Below are 21,305 nucleotides of genomic sequence, written 5' to 3'. Positions count from 1 at the left end.
CGCCTTCCCTTCCGACTGGGTGGCATTATACGCACATTTGAAAGAGGGTCAAGGGGTTTCGAAGGGTTATTTGAGAGATATAACTCGATAGCTTAATAGTAGTATAGTTATCAAGGGGTTGGGGTTATCACCTGCTTATGATTAACTTTGTTTAGACTATTGATGAATAACATTCTTCTCTACATAGGTATCAAATAGAGCTCATTGTTAGCTAATCACCATTTCATACTCTACTTATAGCTTACCCACTTTCGTAAAGAACTCTTTATAGGCGGCTACCTTTTTATCTAAAGCTAAAGGGTAAGCACGCGAGGTAGAAGGTAACCTATATAAAGTCAAATCATTAACTTGATCTGCAAGATGACCTTTTTCAGTATCATGCCACTGGTAAGGATAATCAATACTTTGATTGGTCTTAGGATGTTTTGACTTGGTAGGTGGCTCGTTTAATAAATTTAACAATACCTCTGTCGCCTTGCCTCCAGTGGTGAATAGCTTCTGAACTTTTGGCACTTGCGGTAAAATGTGATCTAAATCAACGGTTGTAATTACCGTTAAGTTTTTATCAGAGGCGTTACCTGTTTCGCGAATCGCTTGTACGACTGTAGGACAGGACGCGATACCGCGTTCAAACATAAATGCGCGAATACGTTCAGGATCAAAGCGTTTCTCATCCCCTACCCTAAAATAATCCGCATCGTCAAAAAAGACGCGTCCATATATGCGCCACATATCATTCTGAAAGTTGGGATAATGAAACCTCATTGCCCATTTATCAGCTGTAGGTGGAAAACTCCCCATCATCATAACGGTTGCATCGGATGGTAAGACTGGACCAAATGGATGCGTTTCAATATTGGCTGATTCTGTACTTAAATTTTGTGCCCATTGAAAATCGTTAGCAGGTTTTTCTAGCTCAGTGTGAGTATTCGATGCTGGTTTGGTCATAAGATTCTTCGTCAGAAAAGGTGTTTTTTTGGTATCATAGCAAGCGTAAACTTTGCTCAACGCGTAATAGCATTGTTATAGCTACACTGTTTGTTATACGATTGGTTACGTACCGCTATTTATAGTTATTGATTGGATTCATTCGTCTGTTATTACTATAAAAGCTCAGCCTATAGAGTCAAGGTGGGATTTGTTAGTAATATTGATAGCTATATAACTATAAAGTCGAACATAATTATTGAGCAATTTATTTAGAATTGCCGCACTGCACTTTTTTTATTTATCCATTGTCTGCCTAAATGCCCATATTCTTTATCGTATTAGATTAAATATCGGCGAAGAATCAGACCAAAACCAAGAGAGTACTCATGAGTGACTTAAAAATTACCGTAATTGACCATCCGTTAGTACGCCATAAACTCAGCCTCATGCGTGAAAAAGACTGTAGTACTTATAAATTTCGTACGCTCACCAAAGAGCTTGCGCGATTGATGGCTTATGAGGCAAGTCGAGACTTTGAGATTGAAACTTTCCCAATGGAAGGCTGGTGCGGTGATATTATTGGTGAGCAAATCACTGGTAAGACGGCGACGATTGTACCGATTCTGCGCGCCGGTATTGGCATGTTAGATGGCGTTCTCGATTTAATCCCAACCGCTAAAATATCTGTTGTTGGCTTGCAGCGTGATGAAGAAACCTTAGAGCCTGTACCGTTCTTTGAAAAATTTGTCAGCCACATGGACAAACGTCCTGCGATTATCATTGATCCGATGCTCGCAACCGGTGGCTCAATGATTGCTACTATTGAGATGCTAAAGAAACACGGCTGTAAAAATATTAAAGCATTAGTGCTAGTCGCAGCGCCTGAAGGTGTGCGCTTAGTCAATGAAGCGCATCCTGACGTGACGCTTTATACAGCGGCATTAGATAGCCATTTGGATGAACATGGCTATATCATCCCTGGTCTTGGCGATGCGGGTGATAAAATCTTTGGTACTAAGCAGATTTAATATCAATGACGGTTATCAAATAACGGCTACAAATAGCAGTTGTAAAGTACGATTAGGCATTGATGGCTACTATTAACTGCTCTTACTAACTTAATATTAAAAACAGGAATGAGATATGAATGTTTTAATTACAGGTGCAAGTACAGGTTTTGGCGAAGCGCTCGCAAGGCGTTTGATTGCAAAAGGCCATCAAGTAATTGGTTGTGCGAGACGACTTGATAAGCTTAATGCACTGGCGCAAGAGCTTGGTGGTTTATTCTTGCCAGTAGTAATGGACGTTAGCGATACGGCGACTATTCCACAAATTATTGCTGATCTGCCTGATAGCTTTAAGCAAATAGACGTCTTGGTCAATAATGCCGGACTGGCACTGGGTACAGAATCTGCGCAAAATGCCGATCTTGATGACTGGATGCGCATGGTCGATACCAATATTAAAGGGCTGATGTCATTAACGCACGCCGTCTTGCCAGCAATGGTCGCACGCGACAGTGGCTACGTCATTAATGTTGGCTCTATCGCAGGCAGTTGGCCGTATTATGGTGGTAACGTTTACGGTGCTACGAAGGCGTTTGTAAAGCAGTTTAGCTTAAACTTGCGCGCCGATTTAATCGGTACGCAGGTACGCGTGACCAACCTTGAGCCGGGCAATGTCGCTGGTACTGAGTTTTCAAATGTCCGTTATCATGGTGATGATGATAAGGCCGCTAAAGTTTATGATGGCTTTAAGACGATGACCGGCGATGATATTGGCGATATTCTGCTATGGTTAATTGAGTCGCCTGCACATATTAACGTCAACCGTTTAGAAGTGATGCCTGTTGCGCAAACTTATAATGGCCTAACGATTGCAAAACAAGATAGCTGAGTAGTTAGAACGCGACAGCAATTTTCACCGTAATTCATAAAAGCGAAGCAATAGAGAACTGTCTGTATTGCTTCGCTCAATACTTTGCTCATCTACTAAACGCAAATCACTAAAATCTAAAATCAGTACTTCATTACGCGTACGCTCGCTGGTACGTTTATTATGACGTATTGGAAATCCTAACACCTGCCTGCCTATTACTTTTATTTGATCCATAATTAAAACTTGAGGATTTAGCCGTCCTTTTTTTATCGCATCCTGATTTATTTTTTGCGCTGCGATCATTGCGGTAGCCGGATTAATAGTGGTGGTGAATAACTTTTCACGGCGGGCGCTTTCAGGTATCTGACCTGCTATGAATAATATTTGTCCTATCGGTAAATATTGCCCATACCTTTTTAGCTCATGACGAAATAATTCTGGTATATCCACATTAAAGCTGTCTTCATTCTGACAATAAAAAGCAGCAAAATTACGCTGAATATAACGTCCAAACACCGTCGCGTTAATCCATTCTTGATAGACGTCATTAGCCTGTAGATGCTGACAAAACTCTTGCTTATTCGGAGAAGACTCGGTATTGATTATTGCCAGTAGTAATGCTTGTGGCGACTCAAAATCTATATTGTCGCAGCCTTGTCCAGTTATAGACTGCCAAAGAAAAGGATACAAGCTGTCATCAAGGTTCGGTAAGGTTGAGCGAGCAGGTATACGAGCCTTGGCGGTGTTGCCAAATAGTTTTATCATCTTCGTAGTGTAGCAGAAACTTTGTGAATCTCGAGTCGCTCCACGCTCATATTTGTTTATCTATTTGTTTTAATAAAGCCTTTAAATAAAGCCTTTAATAGTGACAACCATCTAAACTGGCTCAGCCAATGAAACAATTGTCTTATCAAGCTAAATGACTCAGTTTATTGCTGCTAACCTTTAGCAACTTATGCTAGGGTAATGACTACTTTCTAATAAAATTACTCAATCATGATTACCGCTTTAGTACCTAAGCCTTACCGCACAGCTACCCATTATGTGACAGTACCAAATTGCGATAACGGCACGCTGCCGGTGACAGTAATCGGACTTGGTCAGCCTGTATTATTACTGCATGCCTACGGTATGGATACGCGTGAGTTTCTACCTTTTCTCCTACCACTGACCACTAAATATCAATTTTACTTACCGCACTTTCGCGGATTCGGCCTCGCTAAATCTATTCCACTCACACAGTTCGATTTCCTTGGCCAATATGCTGAAGATATCAATGCTGTTATTGAGCAAATCTGTAGTTGGCGAGACCGCGATTCTATTGCAGTAGCGGCTATTTCTATGGGTGCACAAGTAATGTGGGCGTATTTCGAGCGTTATGGCATAGAAAAAGTCAGTCGCTATTTGAATATCGATCAAAATCTAGCGATTCATAATCAACATGATTGGCAAGGCGGGCTGTTTGGTACGCGTCAAACCGAAGTATTTGATATATTTCAGGAGCTGCTTGATGCTGGGCTAGAATATGAGCACGTTGACAGCTTTAATCACCTACCTCACACTCTAAAGCGACGTACTACCGATACCGAGCGCATGTTTTCCCTATTGTCCGCGAGTCAACCGCGTTCCCAAGCTTTCATTCATTTAATGACCCATAAAACGGATAATCAACTGGTGTTTTATAATCATGAAACATGGAAGCATAAGATGCATTGCCTACAAGCGTACTTAGCGCTCCCTTATGACTTTCGTCATGTGGCAGAAACGCTCACTATCCCAGTGGTAAACTTAATCGGTGGTCGCTCGCAGCTATACGACCCAAAATGGCAGAGTAGAGTCACACAGATGCTGCCGAATGCTACTGAGGTAATATTGCCAAAATCGGGACATGCAGTGCCGCTTGATGCGCCGGTAGGATTTTATAAAGTATTAAAAGGGTTTTTAGAAAATAAGTAGTCTACTGGTATTAGAATGGCGATTTACATTAAGAAAATCAAAAATAGGTTAGTCATTTAAAGCTTTAATTAGCTCAAATCTTGCTATTTGCTTACCATCTACTGTAACTGTCTCGGCAAACATTGCTATTGGTCGCACCCAGACGCCATATTCACCATAAAGGCAGCGATAAACAACCATTGCCTCTTCAGTCTCAGAGTGTTGAGCGGTATGTAATACTTGGTACAGACTGCCTTTATAATGGCGGTAGATACCTTGGGGAATAGTTTGGATTTTTTGCGTCATAGTGAAATTCCACCCTCTAATAAATAGTAATTAAATATTAACGATTAATAGAAATAAGCAAGGTCGACTTTAAAGCCGACCTTATTTATTTAATTTTTTATTTAAAATAACGCGTTTAATTAACAGTCACTTTCGCATACGCCTTCTTACCCGCTTGGATAACGACCGTTTGCCCAGAGGTTAAGCTAAAGCCACCGTCAACCACTTCCCCATCTACTTTTACTGCACCACGTTTAATCATATCTTTAGCAGATGAGCTGTTTTTAGCGAGCCCTGCTTGGTTGAGTACTTGAGTAATAAATAACGCCTCAGCACCTTCTAAATCTAGCGTCACTTCTGGTAAGTCTACTGGTAATTCACCATCGGCAAGCACGTTACCCGCTGATTTATGCGCGTTGGTGGCTGCGTCAGCATCATGAAAACGCTCAATCAATTCTTCAGCTAGAATACGTTTGATTTCTTGTGGATTACGGCCATTTTCCATCTCTGCCATCAAGCCTTCAACCTCATCCATTGGCTTAAAGCTTAAAAACTCGTAGTAGCGACGGATTAAGGTATCTGGCATCGAGAGGATTTTTTGATACATAGTGCCCGGTGCATCATAGATAGCGACATAATTGCCCAATGATTTGGACATTTTATTAACGCCATCAAGCCCTTCTAAAATAGGGACTGTGATACAGACCTGTTGCTCTTGACCATAACGACCTTGCAAAGTACGACCCATTAGTAGATTAAAAGTCTGATCGGTACCGCCAAGCTCGACGTCCGCTTTGAGCGCGATAGAGTCATAACCTTGTACCAACGGATAAAGGAATTCGTGGATAGAGATAGGCGTTTGTGCCGCATAGCGTTTAGAGAAATCGTCACGCTCAAGCATACGTGAAACGGTTTGCTGACTGGCAAGCTGAATCATATCTGCCGCTGACATGTCATTAAACCATCCAGAGTTAAAGACCACGCGAGTTTTTTCTTTATCCAAGATTTTGAATACTTGCTCAGCATAAGTCTCAGCATTGGCTTTGATTTGCTCATCTGTTAATGGCGGACGCGTACTGTTCTTACCAGAAGGATCGCCAATCTTGGCGGTATAATCCCCAATTAAAAAATAAATCTCATGACCCAAATCTTGAAAGTGCTTGAGCTTATTGATCAATACCGTGTGACCCAAATGTAGATCAGGGGCGGTAGGATCAAAACCCGCTTTGATGCGTAGGGGCCGATTTAGTTTAAGTTTTTTAACTAAATCCTCTTCTGATAATATTTCTTGAGTGCCACGTTGGATAAGGGCGAGCTGTTCTTCTAAGGTGTAAGTTTGAGTGGTCATAGTTTTCTCTGTTCTTTATATTCAGTCTTTAATGAGTAATAAGCCATTTGCCAGTTTTAGAAGCTTGCACAGGCTTAAATAATGTTAGAATTTGGCTCGTATATTAGCTTTTTTTGGAATAAATTGCCATGAGTAACACTTTTTCTACTACTGATAATAAGAACGACTTCTCTGAGCTCAAAACAAATGAAGATCTAAACTATGCCACCTTGACCGATGCACTCGAGCAAACAGTGTTTGAAAACTTCGATGACGGCTTATATATCGGCATGATGTCGGGCACTAGTTTAGACGGTATGGATGCAGTTCTTTGTCAATTCGGTGGTGAAGAAAATACCCAGCAACCAATGCAATTACTAGCCACTTATAGCCAAGATTTCCCGCCACGTTTACGTGAAGTGTTATTGGCATTATGTCAGCCTAATGGCGTCAATGCATTAATACCAACGGTGGGTGAACCAAATAGCGAATTAGACTGGTTCGGTTGGGCAAGTAAAGAATATGCTGAGTTTGCAAGCGACGTGGTCAATACTTTATTGCAGCAATCAAATACTGAGATAGAGTCTGTACTGGCGATTGGCTGTCATGGGCAAACCGTACGCCATCGCCCGCAGATGGGTTTTAGCTTGCAATTGGTCGACGCCAATATCATCGCTGAGCGTACGGGCATTAGTGTCGTCAGTGATTTTCGTCGCCGTGATATGGCGGTCGGTGGTCAAGGTGCGCCATTAGTTCCCGCTTTTCATCAAGCATTATTTGCTGTGCACGATAGTACTCGCGTGTTATTAAACTTGGGCGGTATCGCTAATATAACGGTCTTACCAGCGGTTATTAACAACCTTTCAGATTCTAATGGTGATTCAGATTCTAACAACCATTCAAATAATCAGCAAATAGATAGCGTGGTTGGTTATGATACTGGTCCTGCCAATTTATTATTAGATGCTTGGACGGTATTGCATACTGATAAAGGTTACGATGCTGGCGGTACGTGGGCGCAGTCAGGGCAAGTCGTTGAGCCACTACTCAATCAACTTTTAGAGCATCCGTTTTTTGCTAGAGATTATCCAAAGACTACTGGACGTGAAGACTTTAATCTAGAGTGGATACAGGATGAGCTACAAAAATTCGATCAAGCGTCTGCTGATATTCGTTACTCATCTGCGGATGTGCAAGCAACTTTAACTGAGCTAACAGCCATCAGCGCCTGTGATCAGATCAATACGTTTATTAGTACTTATGAAAATAGCAGCATTTATGTTTGCGGGGGTGGCGCTTTGAATGATTATTTAGTGACACGCCTTCAAGCGCATCTCCCGCGTTGCAAAGTAGAGACCACTGCCAGTTTAGGACTCGATCCAACGTGGGTAGAAGCCGTGGCCTTTGCTTGGCTAGCAAGACAAACGCTCATGGGTGAAACGGGTAACTTGCCAGCGGTGACCGGTGCAAATAAAGGCGTGGTATTGGGTCAAATATGTTTTGCCTGATTGATTAAATTTTAGTTTACACACGTGCACTTATGTGTTTTATAATGGCTTACGAAATACCCTCCTCTTCGGACCCGTAAGGACAGGATTATAATATGAGCCAGCACAGCAGCCCATCAAAATCGCAAATCGCTACTACCGATGCAAAACGGCGTCAAAAGCCGCCACATTATGAACGCTCTGACGACGCACGCGTAGTAGTCACCGGTATGGGTGCTGTGACACCATTAGGGCTAGATGTTGAGAGTACTTGGAAAAGACTGCTCAATGGTGAAAGTGGTATCGCCACGATTACTCATTTCGATGCCACTGACTATCGCGCGCAGATTGCAGGCGTGGTCAAAGACTTTGATGCCAAGCAGTATATGAATTCTAAAGACGCACGTCGCTATGATGATTTTATGCAATATGCAGTAGCGGCAACCTCAATGGCGCTAGAAAACGCTGGCTTTATTGCTGAAGTTAGCGCCAATGACAGTCCTGTACAAAACGTTGACCAAGAGCGTTTTGGCGTTATTTTAGGGTCAGGAATTGGTGGTATTCAAACGATTGAAGACAGCTGTGCCATGCTAAATGATAAAGGCCCTAAAAAAGTCTCACCATTTATTATTCCAGGCTCTATTGTGAATATGGCAGCGGGACTCGTAGCGATTAAGCATACATTAAAAGGTCCAAATCTTGCCACATCCACTGCCTGTACGACAGCCACTCACGCCATTGGTTTAGCAGCGCGCTTGATTGCGTATGGCGATGCCGATGTAATGATTGCCGGTGGTAGCGAAAAAGGCTCAAGCCCGCTTGGTATGTCAGGCTTCTCCGCGATGCATGCCCTCTCCACTCGTAATGATGAGCCGACTAAAGCGTCGCGTCCTTTTGATAAAGACCGTGATGGTTTTGTACTAGGTGATGGTGCCGGTGTCATGGTATTAGAGAGTCTTACCCATGCCAAAGCACGTGGTGCGACGATATTAGCTGAGCTGGTCGGTTTTGGTATGAGTGATGACGCTAGCCATATTACTGCGCCTCCTGAAGACGGTAGTGGTGCAGCACGAGCGATGAAAAATGCAATAAATGATGCAGGTATTGAGCCTTCCGCTGTTGGATATGTCAACGCCCATGGTACAAGTACGCCTGCTGGCGATGTCGCTGAATCGATTGCGATTGAAACCGTCTTTGCATCGGTGAAAGACAGTATTTTAGTCAGCTCAACTAAATCTATGACCGGTCACTTGCTTGGTGCCGCTGGTGGTATCGAAGCGATATTTACTGTTCTTGCCTTGCAACATCAGCATGTGCCGCCAACGATTAATTTAGATAATATTGAAGACAACTGTAATCTCGATTATGTCGCCAACCAATCACGTAAAGTGGATAATCTACAGTATGGCGTCTCTAATAGTTTCGGTTTTGGCGGTACTAATGGCTCGCTAATATTTGCGCGCTGGCCTGTTAATCATTAAGGTATAAAACGACCAACACTAGCCGTTGTAACTTTGGCGTCAGATTTGCTACGTTTGTCCACTTGCAGCCCCTTATCGTACTTGCGTATGATAAGGGGTAATTTTTGCAACATTTATGGACGATACCATGTCAAGCTACTCATTTTCCCATCAGTTTTATCAGCGCTGGACGTGTGCGCCAGAATCTATACGCGCGTCAATCATCCAAGAGCTGACGGATATCACCACCCTATTACAAGCCGATACGCCATTTGAAACCTTTGTTTTTAGCACCCATGACTTAGATGCGCATCTTGATGATCTCTATGAAAATCATGAGGCAGAACAAGCGATCGCCAAAGCAATCGCCGATAAACAAGCCGAAGCGCATAATGCTGCTGAAAAACAACGTTTAGAAGAAGAAAAACAAGCAACAGCAGATGCTAAGCTTAAAGAAGAGACTAAATCAAAAGAAGCTGCCAAAATTCTTGAAGAATCAGAAGCCGCTCAAAAAGAACAAGAAAAAAATGCGCAGTTAATAGCCGATGAAAACAACCTTAATAAAGCTGTTGACACTATTGATGTAAAAGATATAGACAAGGAAAGTGCTGATCGTAGTATCGCTAATAGTAACGTTAGCAATACTAATAAAAATATAGCGACTAAAGGCATGGATATTGATAAAAACGCTACGGCAGAAATAGTTGCTGGCAATAACAGATCTGCGAACGGCACTGAGAATGAGCCTGTTCAACAACAAAGCAATGCCGCTATTGCCGCCACTGATAGCAATATTAAAACGGGCATCGATAAAGCCGTTTCAGACGCAGCGATTCATTTATCGTTAAAAAATACTAAATTGGGCGCGACGCATCCAGAGTTAATCCGTGAGCTTGAGATGCATGTGGATGACTATCTCAGTGAGCAGATGATGCAAATGTCGGAAAACTTAAAATCTTGGCTGCGTGCCGAGGTGACTCAGCATTTAACCGAGCAAGATAAATCGGCTACTAATGATAGTCTGCAAAAAAAGTAAAAGCAGCATTTAAATAGTCTTTAAACAGCAAAAAGCCCCGTGAATGATTTACGGGGCTTTTTTATGCTAGATTAAGAATGAATTTTTTATAATGAGTTTTATTTTAAATGGCTTGTGTACGTTCGGTTAGCCACTCAAGCGCAGCCCCTTTCACACGACCATTTAGCTCAGCATAAACTTGTTTATGATAGCTATTTAACCAATCTACTTCTATATCGCTTAATAATGACTTTTCGATTAAACGAGTATCGATTGGGCAATAAGTGACGGTCTCAAAATTAAGGAAATCACCAAACTCCGTTTCTGTAGGCTGAGAAACGCGCTTATTAACCATCAAGTTTTCAATACGAATACCGTATTTGCCTTCACGATATAGCCCTGGCTCATTACTGGAAATCATGCCTTCTTTCATCGCGCGCTCTTTCGGCGTACTGGCACTATAAGCAATCACTTGTGGGCCTTCATGAACGTTTAAAAAGAAACCAACGCCATGACCGGTACCATGACCATAATCCATCTGTGCTTGCCATAATGGCGCACGGCATATCGCATCGATCAATGGCGAAGCGATACCATCTGGGAAATGAGCCTTTGCTAAAGCAATATGGGCTTTGAGCACCGTAGTAAAATCACGTTTGTGATCGCTATTTACTTGTCCGATACCAACTACACGAGTGATATCAGTCGTGCCGTTTTGATATTGTGCGCCTGAATCAATCAGCAACAACCCACCTTCGCCCTCAGCAACATCAAGGTAGCTAAACTTCTCTGGCGTTGCACGATAATGCGGTAGCGCACCGTTTTCATTAAATCCTGCAATCGTTGGAAAGCTCGGTGACACATAATGTGGCTGCTGACTGCGTACGTCGATTAACATGCTATCAACATCAAGCTCACTTAAACGCTCGCCTGCATTTAGACGCTGTTCAAAGGTAGCAAAGAATTCACATAACGCTGCCCCATCCTGACGCATCGCTTCACGTACATGGTCAATATCAGCATCAGACTTAATCGATTTTAATAAAGTGCTTGGTGCCATTCGCTCAATAAAGCCTATACCATCGCCCATATTTGATAGCGTACCGACGGCGACTTTACTAGGATCTAGTAATAATAAGTCATTGGCTGTCAGCGTACCCAATGCATCTTGCACAGCCTCATAATCAGCAAGTGTGATACAGCTATCTTTCAAGATTTTTCCTATCTGGCTACTTACTTTATTATTATCGATAAACAATGTTGCTTTTTTAGCATCGATCAGCATATGTGATAAGAATACTGGATTATAATCAACATCAGCGCCGCGTAGATTGGTTAACCAAGCGATGTCATCTAAGCTCGAAAGCAAATGATGCGTCGCTCCTACCTCTGCCATACCGGCACGGACGGCAGCAAGTTTTGAAGTAGCAGACTGCGCGATAAACTGCTCATCATGCTTATACAATTTTGCCGTTGGTAATGCTGGGCGATCTGCCCAAATATCAGTAAGTACATCACGATCAGTAATCAAGGTAATGTCACTAGCATCAAACCCATCTAACAGTCGGTCTTGCTCAGCGATAGACAATACATTGCCATCGACCGCCACGCTATCGCCCTCCGCCAAATGCTCAGCCAACCAATCGATATGATTCGGCTGACCAGGTGCGAGCTTCTGCAAGCTGATACCCGTACCATCTAGTTGGTCTGCTGCATGCACCCAATAGCGGCTGTCAGTCCATAACCCAGCAAAATCAGCAGTGACGACTAAGGTACCGACTGAGCCGGTAAATCCTGTCAGCCACTGACGGGTTTGCCAGTATTCAGGTAGATATTCAGATAAATGGGGATCAGCTGACGGTACAATAATTGCCGTCAAATCTTGCTTAACGAGTGCTTGACGCAAGTTATCGATACGATCATGAATGTTTTGTTTATTCATTAAGTTATTCCTTATTAATTTTTTAGAGCATCTCTTTTTTAGAGCGTTCCTTTTTTAAAGCTTTGTTATCATAAATTGACTATAGTCAGTTTAATTTAAAAACGATACAGTAAGACTGGGATGGATTTTTTGCAGCCTCTGTCGGCGTAGGCACAGCAAGCTAGAAAAAACTATCCCAGTCTCACATCATGAAATCACGTATCTATTTTATTTGGTATCAACGATATAGGTCATTTTTTATTTGAGCCGTTGAATCTAAGTAAATAGTTCAATTTATTAAAACTACCCATTTATTAAAAAAAGTATCGAGAATAAATGCGACACGATATAAAAAGACATATAAACATAAGCGCTATGCTATTACAAAAGCGTATTATTAGATGTTTGGGCAGATAGTAGGCTTTCAATGGCTTGATAGAAATATATGAGCAATTAGATAACAAAAACGTGCTACCGATGATGATAACACGCGTTGTTATGCGTAACTTGTACGGCTCTTATTCAACAACACCTATTTATAAAGATATAGTCGTAAAAATACATCAACCACTCTCACTAACTAACTAACTAACTAACTAACTAACTAACTAACTAACTAACCAAGCTGATCAGCACGCTCACTCTTTTTAAGCATATTATTAACAGGCTTTGCTAATAATAATAATAAGATAGCGGTGACCACCAAAAAGAAGGTCATGGTCATAAACAAACCTGGTAACCCTTCAATCTTGTCAGCTGAGACATAGCCGCCAAAGAAGGCAGCCACTAAGTTACCCAATGCGACCGAGGCAAAGAAAAGCCCCATCATCTGACCTTGCATACCTTTTGGTGCAAGCTTAGTCATCGCAGACAGACCAACAGGACTGAGCGCTAACTCACCCATAGTGAGCAACAGTAAACTGCCCACTAACCATAAAGGTGACGCCAATCCACCCTCATTGGTTAAGATGCTTTTGGACGCAAATATCATCAAAGCAAAACCTGCTGCAGCCAACAGCATACCAAGCGCAAACTTAGTCATACTGCTCGGTTCAAGACCTCGGTTGCCAAGCTTGACCCATATAATACTAGCGATAGGGGCTAACATTAAAATAAACAATGGGTTCAATGACTGGAACCAAATACTGGGTATCTCAAAGCCTAAGACATTAAGATCGGTATAGCGATCGGCGAACAAGTTAAAAGACGTTGGTTGCTGCTCAAAGCTTGACCAAAACAGCGTCGAACCAATAATCAGGATGAAGCAAATCAGCAAACGCAGCTTATCTGTTTTATCCAGTCGCGGTGATAGGAACATAACCGCAAAGTACAGCAGCACCACCGCTGCGATAATATAGGTCATGTATTGTGCGACCAGTTCAGGATTAAATGGCATGATACCTGAAGACACTAAAACAATAACGGCGACCAATAAAGCCAAGAATCCTGCGACCCAGCGACCTACGTTTTTGAAACGGCCGGTCGTTTGTTCCCATTCAGGGTTAATATTTTTGGCACGAGCATAACGATTTAAGGTTTTCTTAGCTGAAAAACGATAGATCAGCAATGACACCAGCATGCCCAGGCCACCGACCCCAAAGCCCACATGCCACATGCCTTTTTCTTTAAATACGCCGACAATAAGTGCGGCTAATAACGCACCAATATTGATACCCATATAAAATAAAGTAAAGCCACCATCACGGCGCGCATCGCCTTTGGGATACAAAGTACCAACCATCACTGAGATACAGGTCTTAAATAAGCCCGAACCCAATACAATACACATTAAACCGACGAAAAATAGCGTCATACCAAACATAGCGGATAGTGCAATACATAAATGACCAAGGGCAATGATAATACTACCCCACCACAGCGCGCGCTCTTGACCGAGCCAGTTATCAGCCAACCAACCACCCGGTACGGCAGCTAAATATAGTGAACCGGCAAAAATACCATAGATAGCAGAAGCAGTAACTTCATCAAAACCAAAACCACCACTACCGACGGTCGCCACCATAAATAACACCAGTAGCGGACGAATACTATAATAAGAAAAGCGCTCCCACATCTCGGTAAAAAATAACGGCCGTAGTGGTTGGGGATGCCCCATAAATCCATCTTCTAGCGCAGCTAATTCGGCGGCACTAAATTCTGATTGTGACTCAGTGCTCATAAATTTATTCCTTTAAATACTATTATTATAATGACCAAACCTCTAGTTATTCTCATAGGCGGTCATATGTGCGGGTCATTGTTTCACTTGGTTATAACCAAGTAAAGAAAAAGTTTGCTAAAAATTATACAAAATCCATAAAAAAAACCCGCTCTCAATCATTGAGAACGGGTTTTTCTTTAAGCGTGGCTGCTGGTATTATTGCAATAATAGGCTCATCTACCCTCTCTACAGCACCAATAAAATCTTTAGATTTTTAGAGTGTGAGTTTAGAGTCTGGTCTGCATCTTACCGGAATATCCAGCTTACTGTGCAGGTACTGCTTTTTCAGTGTTACCAGCGTCTAAGCCGCCATCGGCTTGCTCTGCTGGCAATTCAGCATCAGCTGGTTGACTGACTGTACCAGAAGCAGTTGCTGTGCCGGCTTCTGCAGTAACCGCAGCGCTATTAGCATCGGCAGCAGCAGTCGCATCAGCTGGAGCTGGAGTCACTGCCGCATCAGCCGGTGTATCGGTAGTCGCCGCTTCTGCTGGAGCAGTGGTTTCTGCGGTAGCTGCCGGTTTAGCTGCTTCTGCCGCCATTGCTTCCGCTTCCTCAGCAGCTGCTATTTCCTCAGCGGTTTGAACCGTAATATGCTCACCCGCTGGGCGCAGAAATCCTGAAATGCCAATTAATAGTACAATAGCTAAAAATAAGCCAACGCCGCCTAAGGCAAACAGGAACTCTTTTTTAGGGTTGTTTTCGACAATATGTTCTGACATACCTGATCCACCTTGCACAAAATATTTAAAATATTGGTCTATTATATCGCAATTTATATCGATTTGTTAAAACCCTTAACTATTTAAAGGTTTTATTGTCGAAAAATTTGAAATCCAATCTATGTCACCACGTTTGACTACTTAACTACACGCGTTCGAGGCGTCGTACGCTTGCCAAGATAGCTCAATAACAGCAGAAGCGCAATCACGATTAAGATGGGATAATTACCAAAGCGCATAAAAGGTGTATTACCGACGCGCGCCTGAATATCACCACGTAATACCGTACGCTCAAATTGCGGCGCACGCTTTACGATACGCCCTTTATGGTCAATGATAGCCGTGACACCGGTATTGGTGGCGCGCATAAACCAACGACCGTTTTCAAGGGCGCGCATTTGCACCATTTGCAAGTGTTGTAGCGGACCTGCTGAAGTGCCAAACCACGCATCATTTGAGATGGTCAATAAAAAATCAGTATTGATGGCATTCTTCCGCGTAGTATCAGGATACGCAACTTCATAGCAAACCGCTGCGCCTAAATTATGACCACGTACACGCAGCGGTGATTGAGCATCGCTACCGCGGCTATAGCTCAAAATATCTTGACTACCGGCTAAATTGGGCAAAATATCCAGTAACCCTTCAAACGGAATATATTCACCAAAGGGCACCAGACGCTGTTTTTTATACATCCCTTCAGCATCGCTACCCAGCGCAATCACGCTATTATAAAATGGCGGATACTTATCCACTTTTGGGTCAAAGTTGGCTGAATCTCTGTAAGGAATACCTGTTACCCATGTGGTATTGGTTTCCTTGGCCATTTTTACCATCTCATTGATAAAGCCAACCGCTTCATCTTGAAACATCGGTATAGAAGATTCCGGCCATAGAACAATATCACGACCCCACTCGGTACTGGTCAAAGTCGCATAGATTTTTAGGGTTTCTACTTGATATTCGGTCAGCCATTTTAGATCTTGCGGAATATTACCTTGGATTAATGACACCGATAAATCAGGCGTACCTTTGGGCTTCGTCCACTGTGGATTAATCAACCATAATGCGCTGCTAATAATTAACAAAGCTAGAGACGGAATCATATAACCGCCACGGCGACGCAATAGCTCGACCAAACTGGCTGCCAATAATACCGCTACAAAAGAGACGGCAAACACGCCAGCTACTGGTGCTAATGACGATAACCAATATTGCTCAGTGAAGGCATAACCGACAAACAACCATGGAAAACCGGTAAACAACCACGTTTTCATCCATTCTTGTAATATCCACAGGGCGGCAAATGACAACGGCTGCTTACCGACCACTCGATTAAAAACAAGTGCCAAAAAGCCATGGAATAATCCCATGCCCAAACCCATCAGCGCAATCATAATCAGCGCAAGCCATGCTGGCGTATCACCATAGACGTGAATGGAGGTATAGAGCCAAAACGCACCAACACACCATAGCCCTGTACCATAAGCCTGACCAATAACAAACGCCCGCTTACCGCTCATATCCGGCATCAATAACGCGTATAAAATAGCAGGCGATACCAATGCTAGCGGCCAAAAACCGTAAGGCGCGAGCGCAAAGATAAATACTGCCCCTGCCAGCAACGCAATCAATAAAGTCAGCACCAGCGGTAAGCCCTTTGGCTTGTCGGGGTTTAGACGTTTTTGCAAATCAACAGTAGACAGACGCATAGCAGTTATCCAAAACCTTATTGTTCAATAATTTTAAGACTCAATGATGCAGTCAATGCTCAATTTACAGTCGACCCTATTATGATATATACAGCGTCTGAAAATTAAATCCGCCTATGATAGCAGTCTGCGTTAATCAATGGGTAAATTTGCGTTGTAAAAGACCTGTTTTGAAAGCAAAAAAAACACGACCGTAATCGTATTTTTTGGGATTAGTCATTCATATATTTAATAACACTATCAATGATAAATCTGGCTGATAACGCTTTTAGATAGACTAATGATTAATAAACCAATGACTAATAAACTAGTGACTGCCTATCAGCACTTGCGGGTCATCGTTTACTTTAGCTACCTCAAGATTTTGGATAAAACGTCCTTCGACATCAGTGATGGTGATTTGCCAATCATCTATGACGACGCTCTCACCTTCTAGATCACCGACATAGCCTAGCGCCTGCATGACCAGACCACCCATGGTATCGACATCGGTATCATCAAAATCAGAGCCAATCTCATCATTACAGTCTTCAATCGCTGTAGACGCTTGGATGCGCCAAGTATTCGGCTTTTCAGGATCGGCGACAATATTATTAATATCACTGTCTTCATCAAAATCATCATGCTCATCGACAATATCACCGACGATTTCCTCGAGTAAATCTTCCATCGTCACCACACCGCCAAAGTTCCCAAACTCATCGACGACAACCGCCATATGGACTTGAGTGCGTTGCAACGAGCGTAGCAAGGTGTCAGAGCGTGCGCTCTCACTAATATATAATGGCTGACGAACCAAGTCTCTTAAGCGCTTGCTATCAATTTTGTCTTCTTGGTCGCGCACCATGTGCACCAAAAGAGGAATCAAATCCTTTGCTAATAAGATACCAATGACCGCATCATCATCTTGGCTATCAAATACCGGATAGCGAGAGTGAGTGGTCTCAAGAATGATATCCATCACCTCAGCAAGACTGGTATTTTCATGCAGCCCGATCACTTGTGGACGCGGGGTCATGATTTCGCGAACTTGCGTCGCCGGCAGATCGAGCACGCCTTCTAACATGTCCACTGTATCTGGCTCTAAGAATTGGCGTGACTGTTGTACTAAACTAATCAATTCATCACGGGTTTCGGGGGCGGTCGATAGCCAGCGTTTTAAGCCGCGCATCGACCAACTACTCGGGCTGGGAGCATCTTCAGACATGATGGTGTGAGTTAACCTCTTTAGTTAATGGTAATTAGGAGCATAAAAAACGTAGATGGGGTTTAACATGCTAAATAAAATAGCCAGTTTAGCATTAGCCCTTCATTATATAGTAAGTATTAAATAGTAAATATTGACCAATGTATAGACCAGCTTAATAAGTTTCACTTTATCGCAAGGCCTACTGACATTCAACGAGAAATTCACTCAAATTGTATTGTCAGTGTGTTGCAAACTTTGCTATGGTCAAAGTCTTACTCTCTCAAAATCAAATCTATGTCGCTACGTACCTTTTTTTCTCGCCTGCTTTCGCCTCATTCAAATAGCCATCGTTCAGATAACGGCTTAGACAGTCATGGCTTAGAGACTGACAACTTAAATCAGGGTATGAAGGCTAGCGTACCAAATGGCAATCCGCCAAAGTCTAAATGGCGACATTACCTGCTGCAATTTTTCATTGCACTCACGCTTATACTGTCCGCGGTTTGGTTATTGCTAGCAATCTGGTATCAATTTGGTGGGCGCTCTATCATAACGTGGCTAACGATAATCCTTATCGTCGGGGTACTGGCAACTTTGCTTGGTGTACGCGCTTGGTCAAAAACTTCTCACAACTTAATTAATAAGCTCACGAGTAAACGACGGTCTAATAGTAAAAAGCACAACATTGGAAACGCCAGTACTGAGAAAACCATAACTAAAAAGACAATGACCAAATGGTTATTAGGATTGTACGCCGCCATTTGGTTTATTGGCCTTGGTTGGTTTATGTCTATTGAACCCAAGCAACAACGCGACTGGATGCCAGAAGTGAGTGAAAGAGTCGCTTACACGCGTGATGCGAGCAATCCTGATTTAATTACCCTAACCAATGTCCGCAACTTTGATTGGCATAATGCTGACGATGCTACTGAACGTTGGGAGACGCGTACGATTGATATGTCGAAACTATCTGGTGTCGATGTGACCAACTCTTATTGGATGGGACCGCTGATTGCGCATACGTTAGTGAGCTTTCGCTTTGAAGATGATCGACCGCTTGCCTTCTCATTTGAGATTCGTAAAGAAAATGGCGAATCATTTTCCGCACTCGCTGGGTTTTTTAGACGTTTTGAATTGAGCCTGATTGCCGCAGAAGAGCGCGATATTATTTATACTCGCAGTAACGCACGCGGCGAGCAGGTTTATCTATTTCCGATCAGTCATCTGCAACAGCATGAAGTCAAAGCATTATTTGAATCTTATTTAATCGCTGCCGATGAGTTAAATGAAGAACCCACTTGGTATAACACCTTACTCAGTAACTGTACCAATATCATTTTTTATATGGCGCGTATCGTCAGTGATGACCGTCTGCCATGGGATTATCGTATTTGGGTATCGGGCTGGCTGCCAAACTATCTACAAGATGTCGGTATGTTAGATACCAATCCTGAAAAAACAGGACAACCTTGGTCGATGGATACCTGGTATGAGCGCACGCATATCAATCCAAAGGTTCGCGACTTTAAAAACCAAATCAAACCGGCATCTGATAGCAATAGTAGTGAATTTTCTCAGCAAATTCGCCAAGGCATCCCTATCCCACCACTTGCTGAATCGCGAACTGATGCAAAGGTAGGCGCTGAGTCTGCCGCTCAGGCTTCCAAAGAATAATGGTGCTGCTACATTAAATAGTATCGACCATTATTAAAGCGTCGTTATACGATTTTTAATAAATTCAACCACCACAGGATGGCCGACAAGCTCCGTCAATTCAGCTTCTATGCGTTGGCGTTCAGATTCATCAGGTGTTTTGCGGTAAATCATAACGCGAATAGTATTGGTCATAGGAGTAAAACCTATCAACTGCATTTCTGGATAGCGCCTTCTTATTTCAGGTGTCGCTTTTTGCTGTAGAGCAAGAATCTGCTGTTCGTTTTTATCACTGTCCGCTTGGATATAAATGGGTAGGGAATAGTCTTTAAATTCTTTTTGTTTAAAACGATAAACATACTTTGGTGGTACCGCTTCAACAGTTGTCAAGGTCGTCATCTTAATCGAGAACTCATTAGGGTCGTTATTATCGTAATAAATGGCTGCTAAAGACTCACCTAATTGCTCGGTAACAGCTTCAATCAGCGGCGAGCTAATGCCTGCTAAGATTAGTCGGCGCTGCGCCTCTTTCATGGAGACGTTGAAATCATTAGCATAAAAACCTGATGCTGTGCCAGAGTCTGTTTCTTCCAAAACATGGAAAACATCGGTAGATAATGGCTCATCTTCATACATTTTATTTGCCAGTGCTTCTATTTTTTGCCAATCGACAACTAGCGCGGTTGGCAAAATAGCATCCGCGGATGCTGGTATAACCTTTGCATGCATGGTTTGAATCGTTTGATTACTAGAGACATTCGTTTTGGTCAAAGGTGCTGTACTTGAGCAGCTGCTTAATAAAAGAGCCACACCGAATATTAGACTGCCTTTTAAATAGCTTATTTCTAAATAATTTTGAGACATATCCTTATCCTTGGATCATAAAACCTGATTCAAAAACTAATGGGCTAAGGCTTTACCCAATTCACTACCCGCTCCTCCATCTCCTCATCATCCATACCAATTTCAGTCACGCAGCGCCCCGCTACACCAACATTAGCCGCGCGCATTTGTTGCTGAGTTGCCACCGCATCTTGGGTCAACAACAAATGCCAGCTTGGTAAGCTTTGACCTTTATACAAGCGCTTATAAGCACAGTGCGACGGTAACCACATCATCTTTGGTAAGTTTTCAATCGTCAGCTGGATACAATCTGGCACATGCGCTTGCCGCGTCGCATAATGCTTGCAATACCCCGTCGCACAGTCCATCAGCTGGCAGGTCACGTCGGTATATTCGACCATTTCTTCGTCAACATCGCCGTCCTCGTCTTCGTCAACATACTTAATCAAGCAGCAACTGCCACAGCCATCACACAGGGCTTCCCACTCGCTATGGTTTAATTCTGCTAGCGTAAAGCGTGACCAAAACTGCGGGCGCAATGTTTCAGTCGCTGCATCATCAAATAGAAGATGCATTGCTGATTCTGACCCTGATTTTTCCTGAGCTTTCGAGTCAACATCAGTAGCTGCATTTAAGCTGGCTTCATATTTATTTAATAAATTTAGCGTCATAAAGTTGCCGTATCATTTTGATAAAGAGCGTTACAGTATTATAGCTGTTTTTGACTGGG

At 42.8% G+C, this 21,305-nt stretch carries 19 protein-coding genes; 8 read left to right on the top strand and 11 right to left on the bottom strand.

Annotated elements, in window-relative coordinates; genetic code table 11:
* Positions 1-234: 234 nt before the first annotated feature.
* Entirely contained in the window at positions 235-807 is a 573-nt protein-coding gene (locus WAZ74_RS02605) for a DNA glycosylase (RefSeq protein WP_422305505.1), read from the bottom strand.
* Between the two features lie 509 nt (positions 808-1,316).
* Between WAZ74_RS02605 and upp the strand changes: the two genes are divergently transcribed.
* Together upp and WAZ74_RS02595 are read left to right on the top strand one after the other, a co-directional pair.
* Entirely contained in the window at positions 1,317-1,958 is a 642-nt protein-coding gene (gene upp / locus WAZ74_RS02600; protein WP_422305496.1) for a uracil phosphoribosyltransferase, read from the top strand.
* Between the two features lie 115 nt (positions 1,959-2,073).
* Complete coding sequence (locus tag WAZ74_RS02595; protein ID WP_422305494.1) at positions 2,074-2,826, top strand: SDR family NAD(P)-dependent oxidoreductase; 753 nt, start codon at positions 2,074-2,076, stop codon at positions 2,824-2,826.
* Between the two features lie 24 nt (positions 2,827-2,850).
* Here WAZ74_RS02595 and WAZ74_RS02590 read toward each other — a convergent pair whose 3' ends face one another.
* A complete protein-coding gene (locus WAZ74_RS02590; RefSeq protein ID WP_422305492.1) occupies positions 2,851-3,573 on the bottom strand; it encodes a hypothetical protein in 723 nt (240 codons plus the stop codon).
* A gap of 231 nt (positions 3,574-3,804) precedes the next feature.
* On the opposite strand from WAZ74_RS02590, the gene WAZ74_RS02585 reads away from it, so the two are divergent.
* Entirely contained in the window at positions 3,805-4,764 is a 960-nt protein-coding gene (locus WAZ74_RS02585; protein WP_422305490.1) for an alpha/beta fold hydrolase, read from the top strand.
* Between the two features lie 48 nt (positions 4,765-4,812).
* Here the strand turns inward: WAZ74_RS02585 and WAZ74_RS02580 are convergent, their stop codons facing one another.
* Together WAZ74_RS02580 and tyrS are read right to left on the bottom strand one after the other, a co-directional pair.
* Positions 4,813-5,049, bottom strand: coding sequence for a DUF1653 domain-containing protein (locus tag WAZ74_RS02580; protein WP_422305488.1), 237 nt, complete (start codon positions 5,047-5,049; stop codon positions 4,813-4,815).
* Between the two features lie 115 nt (positions 5,050-5,164).
* Entirely contained in the window at positions 5,165-6,376 is a 1,212-nt protein-coding gene (tyrS, locus tag WAZ74_RS02575; protein ID WP_422305486.1) for a tyrosine--tRNA ligase, read from the bottom strand.
* Positions 6,377-6,504: 128 nt separating this feature from the next.
* On the opposite strand from tyrS, the gene WAZ74_RS02570 reads away from it, so the two are divergent.
* The 3 genes from WAZ74_RS02570 (at position 6,505) to WAZ74_RS02560 (ending at position 10,338) form a co-directional block, all read left to right on the top strand.
* Positions 6,505-7,863 carry an anhydro-N-acetylmuramic acid kinase gene (locus tag WAZ74_RS02570; RefSeq protein ID WP_422305484.1) on the top strand — a complete coding sequence of 453 codons (1,359 nt, stop codon included), beginning with the start codon at positions 6,505-6,507 and terminating at the stop codon, positions 7,861-7,863.
* Between the two features lie 95 nt (positions 7,864-7,958).
* A complete protein-coding gene (gene fabF, locus WAZ74_RS02565) occupies positions 7,959-9,323 on the top strand; it encodes a beta-ketoacyl-ACP synthase II (RefSeq protein WP_422305482.1) in 1,365 nt (454 codons plus the stop codon).
* Positions 9,324-9,450: 127 nt separating this feature from the next.
* Complete coding sequence (locus WAZ74_RS02560) at positions 9,451-10,338, top strand: cell envelope integrity protein TolA (RefSeq protein ID WP_422305480.1); 888 nt, start codon at positions 9,451-9,453, stop codon at positions 10,336-10,338.
* 103 nt (positions 10,339-10,441) lie between these two features.
* Here the strand turns inward: WAZ74_RS02560 and WAZ74_RS02555 are convergent, their stop codons facing one another.
* Positions 10,442-12,259 (bottom strand): aminopeptidase P family protein, encoded by a 1,818-nt coding sequence (locus WAZ74_RS02555; protein ID WP_422305478.1) that lies wholly within the window; start codon positions 12,257-12,259, stop codon positions 10,442-10,444.
* Between the two features lie 595 nt (positions 12,260-12,854).
* A complete protein-coding gene (locus WAZ74_RS02550; RefSeq protein ID WP_422305476.1) occupies positions 12,855-14,417 on the bottom strand; it encodes a peptide MFS transporter in 1,563 nt (520 codons plus the stop codon).
* A 68-nt stretch (positions 14,418-14,485) separates the two neighbouring features.
* On the opposite strand from WAZ74_RS02550, the gene WAZ74_RS02545 reads away from it, so the two are divergent.
* The gene (locus WAZ74_RS02545) at positions 14,486-14,677 is read left to right on the top strand and encodes a hypothetical protein (RefSeq protein ID WP_422305474.1); all 192 of its coding nucleotides are present in this window, start codon (positions 14,486-14,488) and stop codon (positions 14,675-14,677) included.
* A gap of 45 nt (positions 14,678-14,722) precedes the next feature.
* Here the strand turns inward: WAZ74_RS02545 and WAZ74_RS02540 are convergent, their stop codons facing one another.
* The 3 genes from WAZ74_RS02540 to WAZ74_RS02530 form a co-directional block, all read right to left on the bottom strand.
* Positions 14,723-15,178, bottom strand: a complete 456-nt coding sequence (locus WAZ74_RS02540) for a hypothetical protein (protein ID WP_422305472.1) — start codon at positions 15,176-15,178, stop codon at positions 14,723-14,725.
* A gap of 137 nt (positions 15,179-15,315) precedes the next feature.
* Positions 15,316-16,890, bottom strand: coding sequence for an apolipoprotein N-acyltransferase (gene lnt / locus WAZ74_RS02535; RefSeq protein WP_422305470.1), 1,575 nt, complete (start codon positions 16,888-16,890; stop codon positions 15,316-15,318).
* Between the two features lie 307 nt (positions 16,891-17,197).
* The gene (locus tag WAZ74_RS02530) at positions 17,198-18,097 is read right to left on the bottom strand and encodes a CBS domain-containing protein (RefSeq protein WP_422305468.1); all 900 of its coding nucleotides are present in this window, start codon (positions 18,095-18,097) and stop codon (positions 17,198-17,200) included.
* A gap of 276 nt (positions 18,098-18,373) precedes the next feature.
* On the opposite strand from WAZ74_RS02530, the gene WAZ74_RS02525 reads away from it, so the two are divergent.
* Positions 18,374-19,753: a DUF4105 domain-containing protein gene (locus WAZ74_RS02525; protein ID WP_422305466.1), complete on the top strand. Its 1,380-nt coding sequence runs from the start codon at positions 18,374-18,376 to the stop codon at positions 19,751-19,753.
* A 33-nt stretch (positions 19,754-19,786) separates the two neighbouring features.
* Here WAZ74_RS02525 and WAZ74_RS02520 read toward each other — a convergent pair whose 3' ends face one another.
* Together WAZ74_RS02520 and WAZ74_RS02515 are read right to left on the bottom strand one after the other, a co-directional pair.
* Positions 19,787-20,596 (bottom strand): hypothetical protein, encoded by an 810-nt coding sequence (locus tag WAZ74_RS02520; RefSeq protein WP_422305464.1) that lies wholly within the window; start codon positions 20,594-20,596, stop codon positions 19,787-19,789.
* A 44-nt stretch (positions 20,597-20,640) separates the two neighbouring features.
* On the bottom strand, positions 20,641-21,246 hold the full coding sequence (locus WAZ74_RS02515) for a YcgN family cysteine cluster protein (RefSeq protein ID WP_422305462.1): 606 nt from the start codon (positions 21,244-21,246) through the stop codon (positions 20,641-20,643).
* Between the last annotated feature and the right edge of the window lie 59 nt (positions 21,247-21,305).

The organism is Psychrobacter sp. (assembly GCF_049295055.1).
In the GTDB taxonomy this organism is placed as follows: domain Bacteria; phylum Pseudomonadota; class Gammaproteobacteria; order Pseudomonadales; family Moraxellaceae; genus Psychrobacter.
Note: the sequence above shows the minus strand (reverse complement) of the source record. Positions and strands in the feature narration are given on the sequence as shown.